The 17,494-nt window shown below is 41.4% G+C and carries 12 protein-coding genes; 4 read left to right on the forward strand and 8 right to left on the reverse strand.

Going from position 1 to position 17,494, the window contains the following annotated elements:
• Nucleotides 1–4: 4 nt before the first annotated feature.
• Nucleotides 5–646, reverse strand: a complete 642-nt coding sequence (yihA, locus tag B2107_RS09145) for a ribosome biogenesis GTP-binding protein YihA/YsxC (RefSeq protein ID WP_293955221.1) — start codon at nucleotides 644–646, stop codon at nucleotides 5–7.
• A gap of 372 nt (nucleotides 647–1,018) precedes the next feature.
• Here yihA and B2107_RS09150 point away from each other — a divergent pair, with 372 nt between their 5' ends.
• The gene (locus B2107_RS09150; protein ID WP_293955222.1) at nucleotides 1,019–1,954 is read left to right on the forward strand and encodes an ABC transporter ATP-binding protein; all 936 of its coding nucleotides are present in this window, start codon (nucleotides 1,019–1,021) and stop codon (nucleotides 1,952–1,954) included.
• Nucleotides 1,947–3,272 (forward strand): ABC transporter permease, encoded by a 1,326-nt coding sequence (locus tag B2107_RS09155; RefSeq protein ID WP_293955224.1) that lies wholly within the window; start codon nucleotides 1,947–1,949, stop codon nucleotides 3,270–3,272. The genes B2107_RS09150 and B2107_RS09155 overlap by 8 nt, the downstream gene beginning before the upstream one ends.
• Before the next feature lie 151 nt (nucleotides 3,273–3,423).
• On the opposite strand, the gene B2107_RS09160 is transcribed toward B2107_RS09155, so the two are convergent.
• The 5 genes from B2107_RS09160 to pheT form a co-directional block, all read right to left on the reverse strand.
• Entirely contained in the window at nucleotides 3,424–3,951 is a 528-nt protein-coding gene (locus tag B2107_RS09160; RefSeq protein WP_293955227.1) for a hypothetical protein, read from the reverse strand.
• Between the two features lie 203 nt (nucleotides 3,952–4,154).
• Entirely contained in the window at nucleotides 4,155–5,708 is a 1,554-nt protein-coding gene (gene rny / locus B2107_RS09165; RefSeq protein ID WP_209575647.1) for a ribonuclease Y, read from the reverse strand.
• Nucleotides 5,709–6,075: 367 nt separating this feature from the next.
• Nucleotides 6,076–6,366: a cell division protein ZapA gene (locus tag B2107_RS09170; RefSeq protein WP_121123591.1), complete on the reverse strand. Its 291-nt coding sequence runs from the start codon at nucleotides 6,364–6,366 to the stop codon at nucleotides 6,076–6,078.
• Nucleotides 6,367–6,424: 58 nt separating this feature from the next.
• The gene (locus B2107_RS09175; RefSeq protein WP_209575649.1) at nucleotides 6,425–6,730 is read right to left on the reverse strand and encodes a hypothetical protein; all 306 of its coding nucleotides are present in this window, start codon (nucleotides 6,728–6,730) and stop codon (nucleotides 6,425–6,427) included.
• Between the two features lie 40 nt (nucleotides 6,731–6,770).
• Entirely contained in the window at nucleotides 6,771–9,167 is a 2,397-nt protein-coding gene (pheT, locus tag B2107_RS09180) for a phenylalanine--tRNA ligase subunit beta (protein ID WP_293955229.1), read from the reverse strand.
• Nucleotides 9,168–9,363: 196 nt separating this feature from the next.
• On the opposite strand from pheT, the gene purL reads away from it, so the two are divergent.
• Nucleotides 9,364–13,095, forward strand: a complete 3,732-nt coding sequence (purL, locus tag B2107_RS09185) for a phosphoribosylformylglycinamidine synthase (protein ID WP_293955231.1) — start codon at nucleotides 9,364–9,366, stop codon at nucleotides 13,093–13,095.
• A gap of 58 nt (nucleotides 13,096–13,153) precedes the next feature.
• Here the strand turns inward: purL and B2107_RS09190 are convergent, their stop codons facing one another.
• Nucleotides 13,154–14,068 (reverse strand): AEC family transporter, encoded by a 915-nt coding sequence (locus B2107_RS09190; protein WP_293955233.1) that lies wholly within the window; start codon nucleotides 14,066–14,068, stop codon nucleotides 13,154–13,156.
• A gap of 108 nt (nucleotides 14,069–14,176) precedes the next feature.
• Here B2107_RS09190 and B2107_RS09195 point away from each other — a divergent pair, with 108 nt between their 5' ends.
• Nucleotides 14,177–15,016 (forward strand): AraC family transcriptional regulator, encoded by an 840-nt coding sequence (locus tag B2107_RS09195; RefSeq protein ID WP_293955235.1) that lies wholly within the window; start codon nucleotides 14,177–14,179, stop codon nucleotides 15,014–15,016.
• A gap of 46 nt (nucleotides 15,017–15,062) precedes the next feature.
• On the opposite strand, the gene B2107_RS09200 is transcribed toward B2107_RS09195, so the two are convergent.
• Nucleotides 15,063–17,396, reverse strand: a complete 2,334-nt coding sequence (locus B2107_RS09200) for a mechanosensitive ion channel domain-containing protein (protein WP_293955237.1) — start codon at nucleotides 17,394–17,396, stop codon at nucleotides 15,063–15,065.
• Nucleotides 17,397–17,494: the final 98 nt, after the last annotated feature.

Consider the following 17,494-nt stretch of genomic DNA (forward strand, 5'->3'; position numbering starts at 1 on the left):
GAACTTAAAATCTAGGCTGGAACTGTCCGTTTCCATCCAGCTCAGGAGGAACAAATCGGCTATTAACTTCAGCAATAGCGTCCAAAATAGGCTCATGTCCTATTTTCTTTTCCGCTGAGGTCAGGAAAATCTGTGGGACCTCCTCAAACCATTGTAGCAATGATTTTTTAAACTTCGCAACATTAGCATCGGATTTCACTGCCGATTGCTTGTCGGCCTTGGTGAAAACCAACATAAAAGGCAACCCGCATTCTCCAAGCCAATAGCAGAAATCCAGGTCGATCTTTTGTGGTTCATGCCGGCTATCCACCAACACGAAAACGCATTGCAAATTATCCCGATGAGTTAAGTATCTGCGGATGAACTTTTCCCATTCATTACGACTCGTCTTTGAGGCTTTGGCAAAACCATATCCTGGCAAATCCACCAGATACCACGTGTCGTCGATGATAAAATGATTGATCAACTGGGTCTTACCTGGCTTTTGAGAGGTTTTGGCAAGTCCTTTTTTGTTGGTCATCGCATTAATCAATGATGATTTACCGACATTCGAACGTCCGATAAAAGCATACTCCGGCAAAGTTGGTGCTGGTAACTTGTCAACTCTCGTGTTACTACACACGAATTCGGCTTTTTTCACTTCCATGGAGCAAAGGTACGTTAAATCAATCCCTTTGACAAGATTTGTACAGCTTCTATCCCATAAAAAAGCTTTATTTCCCATTTTGTAAGATGAGGAACAAAATGTGCGCAATTATTTCTAACTTTCCACTCAAGCAACTGTCTAAATGACTACGCCACTGCCAAAGCAGTCACATCGCAAGCGCAATATTTACCATCGTGCCAATACAAGAAGCCGGTATACGTGTAAGATTAAAAAAACGCTCAAAACAAATTTTTCTAAAGTGCTGTAACAATTCAGCGGAAAATGATACTAACCTATCAATAGCAATCAGTCATTAAGCGATAGCAAGCTTTATCAAACTTAACGTAAGAATTAAAATTAAACCTTCAATACATGTTACTCGAAATCAATCATGTCACCAAAGATTACGCCAATCACCGCGCATTGGACGATGTTTCCATTCAAATTCCCAAGGGAAAAATTTTTGGACTACTGGGGCCGAACGGTGCCGGAAAAACGTCACTAATCCGTATTATAAACCAAATTACAGCCCCCGATTCGGGTGAAATATTGTTTAATGGCGAGATTTTGGGCCCTAAGCATATTGCACAAATCGGTTATTTACCAGAAGAGCGCGGGTTATACAAAAAAATGAAAATTGGCGATCAAATGCTGTATTTGGCACAACTGAAAGGACTTTCAAAAAAAGAAGCACTGCTGCGCATTCAAAATTGGTGCGAACGTTTGGACATCACCTCCTGGTGGGACAAAAAAATAGAAGACCTCAGCAAGGGAATGCAGCAGAAAGTACAATTTGTTGCTACAGTCATCCATCAACCACAATTGATCATCCTGGATGAACCCTTTTCGGGATTCGACCCGGTCAATGCCAATATCATAAAAGAACAGATACTCCGTTTGAATCAAGAAGGTGCAACCATCATCTTCTCCACGCACCGAATGGAAACCGTAGAAGAACTCTGTGATAATATAGCCCTGATCAACCGATCAAAAAAAATATTGGATGGTGCTGTGCAAACCATTAAAAAAGAATACCGTAATCACACCTATAAACTAGAATATACAACAGCCGAAGATAATTTTCTTCTGTCCCATAACCCCCAGTTTGAAGTCATTGACACAAAAATTATCGACAAAACATATACAACTACAATTCAGTTAAATAACAATATTCATATCAATGAAGTGTTAATGCATTTAATACCCCGTATACAGCTCAATCAACTCATCGAAATCGTCCCCTCCATGGCCGATATTTTTATTCAAAAAGTTACCCAAGCCTCACCAATAGTCAACAATCATGCATAAAATACTATTAATTATCCAAAGAGAGTACCTGTCTAGAGTCAAGAAAAAATCCTTTATTGTCATGACCTTTGCCGTGCCACTATTTTTCTTCGCCCTATATGCAGGCATGTTTTATCTCACCAAAAAGAGCTTTAAAGATTCGCACAGCGAAGTCTTTGTCTTAGATGAACAAGGCGACTTTGCAAGCAAACTCCAAAATAATAAAAATGTAAGTTATACAGTTAGCACACTCAGTCTCCAAGCACAAAAAGCGCAGCTTGCCAAAAGTGAAGCAAAACAGTCGATTCTTTATATTCCCAAAGACATTTTATCCAGCCAAAAAGCGGAGCTTATTACGAGCGGAAAGACCAGTTTTGTCACACAGGAGATCATTACTGAGCAACTGGAAGAAATCATCCGTGAAAAGGAATATAAAGCCAGGGGTATCGACCTAAACATCATCCAATCGATTAAACCTAAAGTGGCCATTGATGCCAAAGAAATAACAGCCGACGGTGAAGAAAAGAACAGCAATACCGCCATCGCGATGGGTCTGGGCGTTGCTTTGGCTATCTTAGTCTATCTATCATTATTTCTATATGGAGCCCAGGTCATGCGAGGCATCATCGAAGAGAAAAGCAATCGCATCATCGAAGTTATTATTTCCTCTGTCAAACCCTTTCAGCTTATGATGGGCAAAATTGTCGGAATCGGTATGGTCGGCCTGACACAATTTGTCATGTGGCTGTTGCTTACGAGTGGCCTATTTATTACCGCAACGATCTTATTTGTCAATCCTCAGGACATGCAGGAGGTAGCGGCGAGCCAGCCTGGAGGAGGTAACATGAGCACTGTTTCAAAAGCAATGGCGCAAAATGGATCAGCGGCCATCCTTAGTTCGATACAAAGCTTTAACTTTACCGAAGTCATCATTTTTTTCTTTCTATTTTTTATCGCCGGTTATCTATTGTACAGTGCGATTTTCGCAGCTGCTGGTTCTGCTGTCGATAATGAAACCGAGGCCAATCAATTCTCTATGCCCATTACCATGCCGTTGTTATTAACGTACATCCTTTCTTTCGGCGTTATTATCAATGATCCCAATGGTCCAATTGCAACCTGGTTGAGCTTTATTCCGTTCACCTCACCTATCGCCATGCTGGTACGCATACCTTTCGGCGTCCCTTTATGGCAGATCCTCACTTCATTGGCACTGCTCATAGCAACATTCCTGTTGGTGACTTGGGTTGCTGCACGGATCTATCGCGTAGGCATCCTGATTTATGGTAAGAAGGCTAATCTAAAGGAAATTATCAAATGGTTTAATTACAAAAGTTAGCTGCGGACAGCAGCAGCTACATCGCGATAAATGCGACACAGGTATTGCCAAAGCTCAAAAAAGCCAAATTGCAAGCAATTTGGCTTTTTTGATAGTTTCACGCATTAGCTTCGATCCTATTGCGCACGATCAGCACCTCAGGATCGTTCAACTAGTATCTTAATTTCAATTTTTTAAATACAAAATGCCACAGCCATATCGGTCCAACCAATAAAAATTGGAGAAACTGCTGCCCGGTAATATTCCCTTTCTCCTTCCCCTTTCCGAGAAATAGAGCAATAATAGAAATTAGTGCAATGCCAAGACACACCCAAATGACCGCTGGTCCACCATCTCGCTGTACATGCTCCAATTGTACGATAAAATAGCTCATACCCCCAATTGTGAATAATATCGCATAAGATAAGGTTGCCGACAGCTTTAAATAATAATAAATGACAATAGCAATAAAGAAAGAGCCCCAGTTTAAAAAAGTATGCCAATTGAGTTTTACCAGGAATTCAAATTGCGGAAATGGAATCATCCAGATCGCACCCATGATTCCAAAAAATAATAACGGTAAAAAGATGGCCTGAATCAGACGGTTAGTCGGATCCTGAAAATTAGCATCCAGCTCCGCAAAATACTTATCTACGGGGCGTAAAGGTTCGGCTTCTTGCACTTTCTTCTTTTGTTTCATTTGGCAAATTTAACAAATATTGTGCTTGCCTTACCCCTGTACACTAATAATATTCGCTATTTTTAGGTCTGCCATAAGTCATGAAACACCTTCGTGCGCTACAGCCGCATAACGTAGCAGATTTAATTCAATTTTTCGGATAATAAAAAAGCTCCAATCAGCAGATTGGAGCTTTTTTATTCGCAGTGTTGCGCTTGACAGGTCTATTTTGCGTAAGACACCGATCTCGTCTCGCGGATAACAGTAACTTTAATTTGTCCCGGATAAGTCATTTCCGTTTGGATACGGTTGGAAATATCCGCGGCCAATATTTCCGATTGCGCATCAGATACTCTCTCACTTTCCACGATCACACGAAGCTCACGTCCAGCTTGTATCGCAAAAGTTTTTTCAACACCAGGGTAAGATAGCGCCAAATCTTCCAGCTCTTTTAGACGCTTAATATAGCTTTCTACCACTTCGCGGCGTGCACCTGGGCGTGCCCCAGAAATTGCATCACAAGCCTGAACGATCGGAGATATTAAGGCTGTCATTTCGATCTCATCGTGGTGAGCGCCGATGGCGTTACATACATCAGGATGTTCTTTGTATTTCTCAGCAAGTTGCATTCCCAAAATAGCGTGTGGCAACTCAGGATTATCATCAGGCACTTTACCGATATCATGTAGTAACCCTGCGCGCTTTGCGTGCTTAACATTCAGGCCAAGCTCTGCAGCCATTGTTGCCGCAAAATTAGCCACTTCACGAGAGTGTTGTAAAAGATTCTGTCCGTAAGACGAACGGTAACGCATACGTCCTACCATACGGATCAATTCGGGGTGCAAACCATGTATTCCTAAATCAATCGCTGTACGCTCGCCAATTTCTACAATCTCATCTTCAATTTGAGTCCGTGTTTTTGCGACCACTTCTTCAATGCGGGCTGGGTGAATACGACCATCGGTTACCAAACGGTGTAAGGCCAGACGCGCAATTTCGCGTCGTACCGGATCAAAACCAGAGAGAATAATTGCTTCCGGGGTATCATCTACGATAATTTCAACTCCTGTTGCAGCTTCTAGCGCACGAATATTACGTCCCTCACGACCAATAATACGGCCTTTGATTTCGTCATTTTCGATATTGAAAATTGAAACGGTATTTTCGATGGCCGATTCAGTAGCTGTACGTTGGATCGTTTGGATTACTACCTTCTTAGCCTCTTTAGTCGCCGTCAGTTTTGCCTCATCCACTATATCCTTGATTTGAATCATAGCTTGTGAACGCGCTTCTTCACGTAAAGAATCTACCAATTGGTTTCTCGCTTCGTCTGCAGTTACACCAGCGATGCTCTCCAGTTGCTTAATCTGCTGTAATTTTAAGGACTCTACTTCTTCGGATTTCTTTTCGTTCAACTCAACCAACTTATCCAATTGCTTTTTCTTTGTATCCACCTCTTGCTTATCGCGGTTGATGTTTTCCAGTTTTTGGTTAATTGACTGCTCTTTTTGTCTCAACGTATTTTCCTTTTGATTGATGGCATTGTTACGTTGGTTCACTTCTTTTTCGTGTTCAGATTTTAATTGAAGGAACTTTTCTTTAGCCTCCAACAGGCGTTTCTTCTTGATGAGTTCCCCTTCCTGCTCTGCATCTTTCAGTATGCTATTTACCTTATCTTTGGCTTCCTGTTCTTGTTTTTTAAACAACAGAACCAATAGATAACGACCTATAACAACACCAACAATCAGAGAAATTATGCTATAAATTGCGATGTCCATGTATGTATAATTGTATTATTTATGTTTGTTTTTATTAATTAAATCCTAATCTGTGTTCCAATTTCCATAAAATCATCATTCGTCCTTTTCAATCCTGAGAGTTGATCTAGCCAAAAGCTTACGAGCGCGATGCGCCCCTGAGGACTTCATGACAAAAAAAAACCGCAATTAAATTTAAACAGGTATCATGTATTATTAAACTTCGAGATTACATAATTAGGCTTAGATTGTGACCCAGATGGCTTTCGCAAAATGGCCTATATCTTTTTGCGCCTGTAATATTGAAGCGTTAAGTTTAAAATAGTGACAACCCGAATTTAATTGCGGCAAATTCGTCGTTTAAGCTCTAAATATAAAGAACGTAAATTTATTTTTTAAAGAAATCCGTCAACAACTGATCAAGTTCCTGCACTGAATTTTCCAAACCCACTTCGTGATTTTGGGACTGTCGCTCGGCATTGAGCATACGCGTCGCAAATTGCAATACACACATGGACAACAAATCCTGCTTATCTCGCACAGTATAGTTTTCCTGCAATTCCTTTATTTTTTCATTTATCAATTTCGCAGCATGTCGTATTACTTCCTCTTCCGCGCTCTCCACACGAAGCGGGTAAACACGATCTGCGATATTTATTTTTATGGAAATTTCTCCCATTTCTTTGAGCTTTTTAACGTTGTATTCGTTTGAATGAATCCGACTTCACGTATCCTTACTACTTCAGCAAACTAATACACTTGTCTATTTCCCGCACAAAATCGTTAATTTTTTGTTTTGTGTCAAGTATTTTTTCATTAATTGCATCTTTATCCGTTTCTGAATCTAAAGTACGGGCCACCGCCAGTGCTTTAACCTTCTCTTCCAACTGCTTGCTTTTATCGTTGCTCGCATCGAAAGCTACCTTTAAAGATTGTACCTCTAATTTAAGCAAATCATTTTCTTCTTGCAAGACTTCGCACAATTGAATTAAATTTTTCGTTTTCTCAACGATCAGATTCATTTGTGAAGACAATGTTGCCATATTATAAATTGAATATTACCAATTAATGTTGTATCTCGCATTAACCACGCACTTCCGCGCCTAGTTCCTTCTCAAAATTAACAATTAATTTTTGAACTATTGCATCAATTTGCTTATCATTCAGTGTTTTTTCTTCATCCTGTAAGATAAAGCTCAGAGCATAAGACTTTTTCCCTTCCGGAATTTTGTTACCTTTATACACATCAAACACATTTATAGCCTTCAAAAGCTTGCGCTCGGTTTTTTGAGCCACCAAATGTAACTTATCAAAACTTACATTTTCATCGATCAATAGCGACAAATCTCGGCGTACAGCCGGGAATTTCGAAACTTCTTTATACTGAATACTGTTTTTACGAATAATTTTCATTAAAACATCCCAGTCAAAGTCAGCAAAGAAAACTTGCCCCTCCACATCCGCTTTTTTCAAATCGTTCTGGGCTACCGCACCAAAAGAAACCAAGCATTTTTGGCCTTTCATATAGTCCAAGCCATAAGCAAAATGTGCGCTCGACGTATCTTGTATTTGAACACCTTCAATTTTCAGCCGTCTGATAAAGGTATCTACGGCTGCTTTGAGGTGATAGAAATTGACCGCATCTTTCTTGCTATTCCATTGCTCTGGCTCATTTTTGCCTGCCATCGCAAAAACAAGGTGCTGTGTTTCTTTATAACCTTCACCATCCAATGCATAGGTCTTACCGAACTCAAAGAACTTTAGATCAAAATTTCTGTGCTTCTGATTATATTCAATAGCATTCAGCATCGAAAAAACCATATTTTGACGCATCGTATCCAAATCCGAACTCAATGGGTTATACAGCTTAACCGCTGTATCACTATCATCGACAAAATCTAGCTTCGTCAATGAATTGGATAGGATCTCACGAAATCCATTAGCGATGAGCAGATCGGCCAATTGATTTAAGACAACTTCCTTATCAGGCTTTTCGACCGTATTCAAAGATGCCTTAATTTGCGACTTCAACTCAATGTTATTGTAGCCATAAATCCGTAATACCTCTTCGACAACATCCACTTCACGTGTTACGTCAACGCGATAAGCCGGTACCAGCACATCAAGGCCCTCTTCCGTTTCAGCAGCTACCTCAATGCCAAGTGCAACAATAATAGATTTAATTTCTTGCGTTGGAATCTCCTGCCCGATCAAACGAATCACGTTTGCATAGCTAACGTGGAACGAAAACGGTTTGACCTCGACGGGGTACTCATCTTTAAGCGTCGATGAAATTGTTCCACCCGCAATTTCCTGAATCAATAATGCCGCACGTTTCAACGCCTCAACCGTAATATTCGGATCAGTACCGCGTTCGAAACGGAACGAAGAATCTGTCTTTAAGCCATGCCTTTTGGAGGTCTTCCGTACAGAAACAGCATTGAAATAGGCCGATTCTAAAAATACATTGGTCGTTTCGGCTGATACACCTGAATGTGCGCCGCCAAAGACACCCGCAATACACATCGGTTTTTCCACATCCGCAATCACTACATCCTCTGCAGATAAGGTACGCTCAACACCGTCAAGCGTAACAAATTTTTCACCTTCTGTCGCCAGGCGAACAACAACTTTATTCCCTGCAATTTTATCGGCATCAAAAGCATGCATTGGCTGCCCTAAGTCGTGCAGGATATAATTCGTTACGTCGACAATAGTATTGATCGGACGTACACCGATCACATTTAATTTCTCTTTCAACCAATCTGGAGATTCGCCAACGCGAACACCAGTAATATTAATACCGCTGTAACGAGGGCAGGCCTGCGCATCTGCCACGACAACTGTCGTTCCCTCAGCCTTTCCGGCCGCAAATGCAGAAACATCTGCCTTTAAAACTTGCGTACGGAAATGCGCAGCAATATCTCTGGCAACCCCCAAATGCGAAGCTGCATCTGCACGATTTGGTGTTAAACCAATTTCGTAACGGTAATCATCCTGGACATTGAAGTGTTCTTTCACCAAAGTCCCTACAGCCACTTCAGCCGGCAACTCCACAATTCCTGCATGGGATGTTCCTAAACCAATTTCATCTTCCCCGCACAACATACCCTCGGAAACTTCGCCACGAATTTTGGATTTAGTAATTTTAAAAGGCTCCCCTGTCAATGGATGACACGTAGTACCTACCGTAGCAACAATAACTTTCAAGCCTGTGCGGCAGTTTGGAGCGCCGCACACAATGTGCAACAAGTCCGGTCCGCCGACATCAACCGTAGTTACGCGCAATTTATCTGCGTTAGGATGCTGTTCACAAGTTTTCACTTCACCAACCACCAAGCCATCTAATCCACCGGGGATACTCTGTACAACGTCCAAAGCCTCTACTTCCAATCCTGTATTGGTCAGAATTAAAGAGAGTTCTTCTGGAGTTGAATCTATATTAACATGTTGTTTTAACCAATTATATGAAATATTCATCTCGAATTTGATTTGATCCACAAACTTAGATAAATTTGCGTTTATATCCAACGTCAATTTACCGTTAAACGAATTTATAACCCAACGCAACAGGGGAAATACACACCTTTTTTTTAATCAAAATTCGATCATTTCCACCAAAATAATATGTAACTTTGTGCTTTAATTTGAAGAACGTTCAAAACAAACATTTATAATGATTCATTTCTTTGAGAACCCATCGAACACTGTATATGGTGTTCAAAGTGTAAACTCTTTATCACAAGAAGACATTACTAAACTCAACTGGCTATTCGGCAACGCCAAAAAACTAGACGACCAAAACCTTAACCATTACTTTGTAGGACCCCGCGCTGCGATGGTTACTCCTTGGAGTACCAATGCGGTAGAAATCACACAAAACATGGGTATTGACGGCATTGTTCGCATTGAAGAATTTCAGCCGGTGTCAGAAGATTTCATTGACTTCGATCCAATGATTTCCCAAAAGTTCAGCATGCTGACGCAGGATATGTATACTGTCAACATCACGCCAGAACCGATAGTGGAAATCAAAGACATCGATGCCTACAATAAAGCAGAAGGACTAGCCCTCAATGCCGAAGAGGTTGATTACCTTAATCAACTTTCGACCAAGTTAGGCCGCTTGCTCACAGATTCTGAAGTATTCGCCTTTTCACAAGCCAATTCTGAACACTGTAGACATAAGATTTTCAATGGTACCTTTATCATTGATGGCGAAGAACAACCGACTTCCCTGTTTAAATTGATCAAAAAGACGTCTGAGACTAATCCCAACGAGATTGTTTCGGCTTATAAAGATAACGTTGCTTTTGTTAAAGGTCCACGTGTGACACAGTTCGCTCCTAAATCTGCCGACAAACCTGATTTTTACGAAGAAAAACCTTTTGATTCGGTTTTATCTGTTAAAGCTGAAACGCACAATTTCCCCACTACTGTAGAGCCATTTTCCGGCGCAGCGACAGGATCGGGTGGCGAAATCCGGGATCGTATGGCGGGCGGCCAAGGTGCAATTCCATTGGCCGGTACAGCCGTATACATGACTGCTTATTCGCGATTGGAACAAAATAAATTGGACCTTCAGGCCGGAACTTTAACTGGCTCAGCAGAAGAACTCAACAAGACGCGTCCCTGGGAAAATGCGATGCAAGAGCGTCAATGGTTGTACCAAACCCCAGTTGACATCCTGATCAAAGCTTCCAACGGTGCTTCTGACTTCGGTAATAAGTTTGGTCAGCCCTTAATTACGGGTTCTGTATTGACCTTCGAGCATGAAGAGGATGGCCGTAAACTTGGTTACGACAAAGTCATTATGCAGGCCGGCGGTGTTGGCTATGGAAAAATGGATCAAGCGAAAAAACATACACCGAAAACCGGTGACAAAGTCGTTATCTTGGGCGGTGAAAATTACCGCATAGGAATGGGTGGAGCTGCTGTATCTTCTGCAGACACAGGGGCATTTGGTTCTGGAATTGAGCTTAATGCAATTCAGCGTTCCAATCCCGAAATGCAAAAACGTGCAGCGAATGCTGTTCGTGGATTAGTAGAGTCCGATCATAACCCCATTGTCTCTATCCACGATCATGGTGCAGGTGGTCACTTAAACTGTCTTTCCGAACTTGTTGAAGAGACCGGGGGGTTAATCGATCTGGATGCACTTCCTGTAGGCGACCCTACACTATCAGCAAAAGAAATTATTGGTAATGAATCGCAAGAACGTATGGGACTTGTGATCGCTAAAGATGATATTGACATCTTAAAACGTGTTGCCGATCGCGAACGCGCACCAATGTACACCGTGGGTGATGTTACTGGCGACCATCGTTTTACGTTCGAATCAAAAAGTACGGGTGAAAAACCAATGGATTATGCCCTTGAAGATTTCTTTGGCTCATCGCCAAAAACTTTCATGCACGATAAAACCGTAGTTCGTAACTACGCTGACCTTGCTTATGATGCAACCAACATTCCAAGTTACTTAAACCAAGTATTGCAATTAGAAGCTGTTGCTTCCAAAGATTGGTTAACCAACAAAGTCGACCGTTGTGTTGGTGGCCGTGTTGCCAAACAACAATGTGCTGGTCCATTGCAATTGCCGTTGAATAACGTTGGTGTAATGGCACTTGACTATAAAGGTAAAGAAGGTATTGCGACAACAATAGGTCACTCCCCTGTTGCTGCCTTAGTGGATCCGGCCGCAGCAAGCCGAACGGCTATTGCCGAATCGCTTTCCAATATTGTATTTGCTCCGATCAAAAATGGCCTTGCAGGAATCTCCCTATCGGCCAACTGGATGTGGGCAGCCAATAATGAAGGTGAAGACGCCCGCTTATACCAAGCTGTTAAAGCCTGCTCGGAATTTGCCATTGCGTTAGGGATTAATATCCCAACAGGAAAAGATTCCTTGTCGATGAAACAAAAATATCCAAACGGCGAAAACGTCATTGCCCCAGGCACTTTGATCATTTCTGCCGCAGGAAACTGTACTGATATCACCAAAGTGGTTGAACCTGTGCTGAACAAAACGGGTGGATCGATCTATTACATCAATTTATCAAAAGATCAGTTCAAATTGGGCGGGTCGTCATTTGGACAAATCATCAATAAATTGGGTACTGAGGTACCGACCATTCAGGATGCTGCTTATTTTAAAACAGCATTCAATACTGTACAGCAATTAATTCACGAAGGACAGATCGAAGCTGGTCACGATATCGGATCGGGTGGCTTAATTACCACCTTATTGGAAATGACCTTTGCCGATGTTAATCTTGGCGCCAACTATGACCTTTCAGCATTAAATGAATCTGATAGCGTAAAAGCCTTCTTTAATGAGAATATTGCACTTGTCCTGCAGGCGAAAGACGACGCTGCTTTTGAAGCGATTGTCAAGGAAGCTGCTGTGGACGCGGTTAAAATTGGTCAGGTGATCGAAGGTAATACGGTAACGATTAAAAATCAAGAAGCGGTATTTAGCTTTGATGTCGCAGCAACACGTGATGTATGGTCTACAACATCATTCCTTTTGGATTCAAAGCAATCTAAAAATGGAACAGCACAAGAACGCTTTGATAACTATAAAAAACAACCTTTAACTTTTTCTTTCCCAAGCCAATTCAAGGGTAAGAAACCAGTGATCGACAGCATTAAGGAACGTCCAAAAGCGGCCATTCTTCGTGAGAAAGGTTCCAACTCCGAACGCGAAATGGCTAACGCCATGTTCTTGGCAGGTTTTGATGTAAAAGATGTTCACATGACCGATTTGATCGCGGGTCGTGAGACATTGGAAGACATCCAATTTATTGGTGCTGTAGGTGGTTTCTCTAACTCCGACGTACTCGGATCAGCAAAAGGCTGGGCCGGAGCATTCCTTTACAATGAGAAAGCGAAAAAAGCGCTAACGGATTTCTTTGCTCGCCCAGACACGCTCTCTGTTGGTATATGTAACGGTTGCCAATTATTTATGGAACTCGAAATGATCAATCCTGAGCATGAAATACACGGAAAAATGGTGCACAACACTTCAGGCAAACATGAGTCAAACTTCGTTTCCGTAAAAGTACAAGAGAACAATTCTGTGATGTTATCGACGTTAGCCGGAAGTACTTTGGGTGTTTGGATCTCACATGGTGAGGGCAAATTCAACCTTCCATATGCTGAAGATCAATATAATATTGTCGCAAAATATGGATACGAACACTATCCGCACAACCCAAATGGTTCAGATTATAATACCGCAATGATCTGTGATAAGACTGGTCGCCACTTGGCTACTATGCCACATATTGAACGCTCGATTTTCCAATGGCATTGGGCAAATTACCCGAAAGGACGCCAAGATGAAGTTTCGCCTTGGATTGAAGCATTTGTCAATGCGCGCCAATGGATTGACACACATAGCAAATAGTCAAAAGAAAAAACTCCTTCACGTATCGAAGGAGTTTTTTCTTTTCATGCACCTGCTATTAGGGAAACAATATGCGAATGGCAAAGTCCCAGACTAAGGTGGTCAGCAATCCGGCGACGATACTAAAGCCGATGACTAGATTGACCAGTTTCGTATTTAAATGATATTGTTCGGCAATAATACCTGAAGTTACCAAAGTTGGCATGGCTGCTTCAAAAATGCTGATCCTTGCAATGGAACCTTTTACGCCCAACAATAAAGCAAATAAACAGACAAGCAGCGGTGCTAAAATCAGTTTATAGGTCATTGCTGTGCTAATCTGCGATACCTGCTGCTTCCAGCCATCAAACTTAAGCTGTAGACCAATAGAGAATAGTGCCAAGGGGCCCACTGTGGCAACGAGCTTATCGAAAAAAGGCTCGGCAATGGATAGATCAAAAAATTGAGATAGCAGCAAGGCGGCAGTACAACCTATTAAAGGCGGAAAGCTAACCAGCTTTCGGAGCATAAATTTAACATCAATAGTTTCCCCCTCATGTAGATTTGCCTTCAGCGCATTAATAATTCCTGCTGTAGAAAGCAGGATAAAGGTCGTTTGATCGCAAATAATCGCTATGGGTAACTGTGCCTCACCAAAATAAGCTATAATCAGGGGAAAACCGATAAAAGAGGTGTTACTATATCCTGCGGCCAGTTCCAAACTGCTGCGCGAACGTTGCTTATAGTTTTTACGTTTACAGTATAGCTCCATAAACAACCAGCTACCTGCCCAAACGAGTATGGCCGAAAATACAGGAAACAGCAATTGTGAAGACCATGCGATCTTTGGAATATATTTAAAAGATACTGCTGGCAATGCAAAATAAAGAATCCAGGTATTGATGCCCTTATGTGCTTCGGAATGAATTAAATTTGTTCTCCGCAACAACATGCCTGCCGCGATACAAAATGCAATCATTATAAAATTAACCATGTTTAATACCAATTTATCCGACACAAAGGTGCAATAGTACAACAGGCAAAAACATGTACAAATACATTATTTTTATGTATATTTAGCGATGCACAGACCCAAAAAGTAATGCGTAAAAAACAGTTTGAACCGCTACGGATCAGTGAATTTATCGAGGATAGCTTTCACCTGCCACCGCACGAACAGAATTACTATGAACTCGTTTATATTCGTTCGGGTAAAGGAACACATGTGATTAATAAATTTGAACTGAATTATGAGCGTGGCGATATCTTCCTGATTAGTCCATCAGACATGCATTATTTTAAAATTGAGAAAAAGACACATTTCTTATTTATTTTGTTTACAGACGGCTACTTCCTGCAGAACAAACGGAACCAAAAGCTTTATTCATGGGTCATGGAGCTGATGAACGATAAAGGCCTCAAGGAGCGCAAATTGAATATTGACGAACATTATCGCCTGATTTTTTCGCATGTACTGGAAGCTGTCCGGCTATATACTTATACGGCAATTAGCCAGCATTCTGATTGGCTATTTGACCAACTCATTGCCATATTCGGGCTTTATAAAGAGATATCAGAGGCACAACGTTTGCCCCAGCAGCATGAATTATATAGTGATCGATCAATTTCCGCCTACATCCATCGCTATATCTTTTCACCTGAAAAACTCAAAGTCAGTATCCTGGCTCAGAAATTCAATATCGCTCCATCCTATTTTGGTATCTATTTTAAGAAAAACTTTGGCACAAGCTTAAGGTCATATATCAATACCTATCGAATTGAGCTCATCGAAAATCGACTGAAATCAAAGGATTACACGCTGAAGCAAATTGCGGCAGAACTCGGATTTACAGACGAAAGCCATCTTTCACATTTCTACAAACGTGCCAAAGGATTCAGTCCGTTATATTACCGAACCCAGCTGATTAAATCGAGTCCTTAAAGCAAAAGATTGAATACATCCGTCAACAGAAAGTCAATGGATTCAATTAACTTTTGGGCGGCACCACACTGTAGAACTTCAAACCCTCCGCTTCAAATTTTTTGTATAATATGAGTAATACATCATTTTTAAAGGCTGAAGTATTGCCCGTAGAGTTTACCCAGCCGGACACGCTCAGATAAATCATCTCTTCACTGATATCCTGTATACTGATGCCGCTGTCTCTATCTTTGATAAAATGAGCGCTACTTTCCATCGCGTCCTTAATCCATTGTTTGGCTTGATCCAAATCTGCTTTCCGATCGATGTGGAGCACAAAACTTGTCTTGCTGTATTCTTGGGATAAGGTCCAGTTGACAAGCCTTCCTGAAAGTAAATCACCATTTGGAATAATAACATCAGCACCATCACCCGTTTTTAAAACGCTGGCACGTATACCGATTTCCTTAACACGCCCTTTTTTATCGGCAAGCTCAATTTGATCCCCCACCCGAAAGGGCTTGTCGAAAACCAAAATAATACCTGACACAAAATTATTGATGATATTCTGCATCCCCAGACCGACACCAACACTCAGCGCTCCAATGACAACGGTCAATTTATCCAAACTCATACCCAGCGCAGAAACCGCCATAAAAAAACCAATTAGAATAATTGCCAACCGAAATAGCGGAAATAGCGTCATCTTCTGATTATAGGCCTGGCTAATTTGGCCGTCTTCGCCTCCAAGTACGATTAAACTAATATTTTTTTGAAACCACTGCGCAACTAAAAGCAGTAAGATAGCCACAACAAGATTACCCAATGTGAACGATATACTACCAATACTGCGAACTTTACCAAAAAAGACTTCACTAACGGCCAATAATGTTTCAATAAACTGCAGATTATTGGCTAGCACGATGATTGCTAAAAGTATACAAACGACCCGAAGAAACTGAGTGATGATCACCAACGTGCGCTGCTCATTGAATCGCATCCAGAACCCCAACGTGAGGCGATCCTTTTTAAACTGATTACGGACATCAGCCTTAATCATGTCTGCGAAATATTGTAATGTAAACGACTGCACCAAACCGACGGCACAGGCTATACTGAAACTCCGAGAGTACTCGACATGACCAATAACATTCAATGTTATTGCCGTAATATTTAAAATAGCGAAAATGACATAGATAAAATTGCTGATGTATCCCGGACTTTGCGCATTTTTTATGCGCCGTTTTGTATAACTGACGAGCCCAAGAGCAATCAGATTAAAAACAATGCAAATGATCCTCGGGAAGAGATCATCACTTACAATTATATTGACAAAAATATCAAGTACATAGAATACAATGAGAATAATGGCTATTTTACGCTGTAGCCCTGTCATACGCTGTCTTAATAAAAACATAAAGATCAACAGGATGATCAACTGGGAAGCCTGCAAAATAAAACTCGGCGTAAAAAAGTTTACAAAAGGCAACAAAGTCAGTAGAAAAATGATTGTCTTCCCGACAATAGCATCAATAGCAAGTTGATGTTCAGGATCATATTGTCTAAGAATATAGGACACCCGTGCTATCCAATAGCAATAGCCCAAACCCAGTATAATGAGCAGGATACGGCTTGCCCAGTCTGTCCTATTGACATATTTATCGATCGAACTATTATTGCTGTAATTTGTACGGATATTATTAATTAGCACATCCTTTGAAATTGCAGTCGTATTCGCTTTCCAGATTGAACGCTTGCCTGCTACCGTATCTACCCGCTTAATATCCCCTTTTAGCGCATCAACATCATCTAATCGAACCAAATGCCGTTGATTCTTTACAATCAGTTCATCGATGGTCCGATTGATCTGCTCTAGGGAGTCCATCTTAACCGCAAGTTTAGCCTGTGCGTTATCGAGGTACTGGTATGCACGGCTATGGTTGTTGGCATTGATATTGTATTGGCTGATCAGGTTTCTGATTTGATCTTGCGCACCGTTGAGACTAGTTGAATAATTACTGATACTGCCTTTAATGGACTTCAGCTGGCGGATCTCTTCTTGAATACTATTTTTTATTGCAGCAATACTATCTTTCGCTGATCCCGCAACTGTACTCATGTAAGCGTTAGACTTTTCATTCAACTGCGCGACAAATTCGGCTAACGACGATGTGCGGATGTTAGCTAGAAAAGTCAGGTTAACCTTCTTCAAGTCATTGCGCAACGAATCGCTTCCGACACGGGTTGAATCCGAACTGGGCCGTCTATTTTGGTTGGCGTGCGACGTCCGGTCGATACTCAAAGTTCGCCTTAATTGAACCGAATCTTGCGCAGAGACGTACAACTGAAAAGCCAACAGGCTGACAACAAAAACTAAATGCTTAAAAATCCCCAATTTCATACTGCTTACTTTATTATCGCTTTTTTCGCTCCGATCCATAAGCCAAGTGCCCCACACGCAGCTGGAAAATCCAAAAAATGACCTGACCCGCTTTTTCG

Origin of the sequence: Sphingobacterium sp. UBA7855 (assembly GCA_002500745.1) — a bacterium.
Classification (GTDB): domain Bacteria; phylum Bacteroidota; class Bacteroidia; order Sphingobacteriales; family Sphingobacteriaceae; genus Sphingobacterium.

Excerpts from the sequence above, each read along its gene's own strand:
- yihA (WP_293955221.1), bottom strand. The coding sequence starts at position 646 with ATGGAAGTGAAAAAAGCCGAATTCGTGTGTAGTAACACGAGAGTTGAC.
- B2107_RS09150 (WP_293955222.1), top strand. The coding sequence starts at position 1,019 with ATGTTACTCGAAATCAATCATGTCACCAAAGATTACGCCAATCACCGC.
- B2107_RS09155 (WP_293955224.1), top strand. The coding sequence starts at position 1,947 with ATGCATAAAATACTATTAATTATCCAAAGAGAGTACCTGTCTAGAGTC.
- B2107_RS09160 (WP_293955227.1), bottom strand. The coding sequence starts at position 3,951 with ATGAAACAAAAGAAGAAAGTGCAAGAAGCCGAACCTTTACGCCCCGTA.
- rny (WP_209575647.1), bottom strand. The coding sequence starts at position 5,708 with ATGGACATCGCAATTTATAGCATAATTTCTCTGATTGTTGGTGTTGTT.
- B2107_RS09170 (WP_121123591.1), bottom strand. The coding sequence starts at position 6,366 with ATGGGAGAAATTTCCATAAAAATAAATATCGCAGATCGTGTTTACCCG.
- B2107_RS09175 (WP_209575649.1), bottom strand. The coding sequence starts at position 6,730 with ATGGCAACATTGTCTTCACAAATGAATCTGATCGTTGAGAAAACGAAA.
- pheT (WP_293955229.1), bottom strand. The coding sequence starts at position 9,167 with ATGAATATTTCATATAATTGGTTAAAACAACATGTTAATATAGATTCA.
- purL (WP_293955231.1), top strand. The coding sequence starts at position 9,364 with ATGATTCATTTCTTTGAGAACCCATCGAACACTGTATATGGTGTTCAA.
- B2107_RS09190 (WP_293955233.1), bottom strand. The coding sequence starts at position 14,068 with ATGGTTAATTTTATAATGATTGCATTTTGTATCGCGGCAGGCATGTTG.
- B2107_RS09195 (WP_293955235.1), top strand. The coding sequence starts at position 14,177 with ATGCGTAAAAAACAGTTTGAACCGCTACGGATCAGTGAATTTATCGAG.
- B2107_RS09200 (WP_293955237.1), bottom strand. The coding sequence starts at position 17,396 with ATGAAATTGGGGATTTTTAAGCATTTAGTTTTTGTTGTCAGCCTGTTG.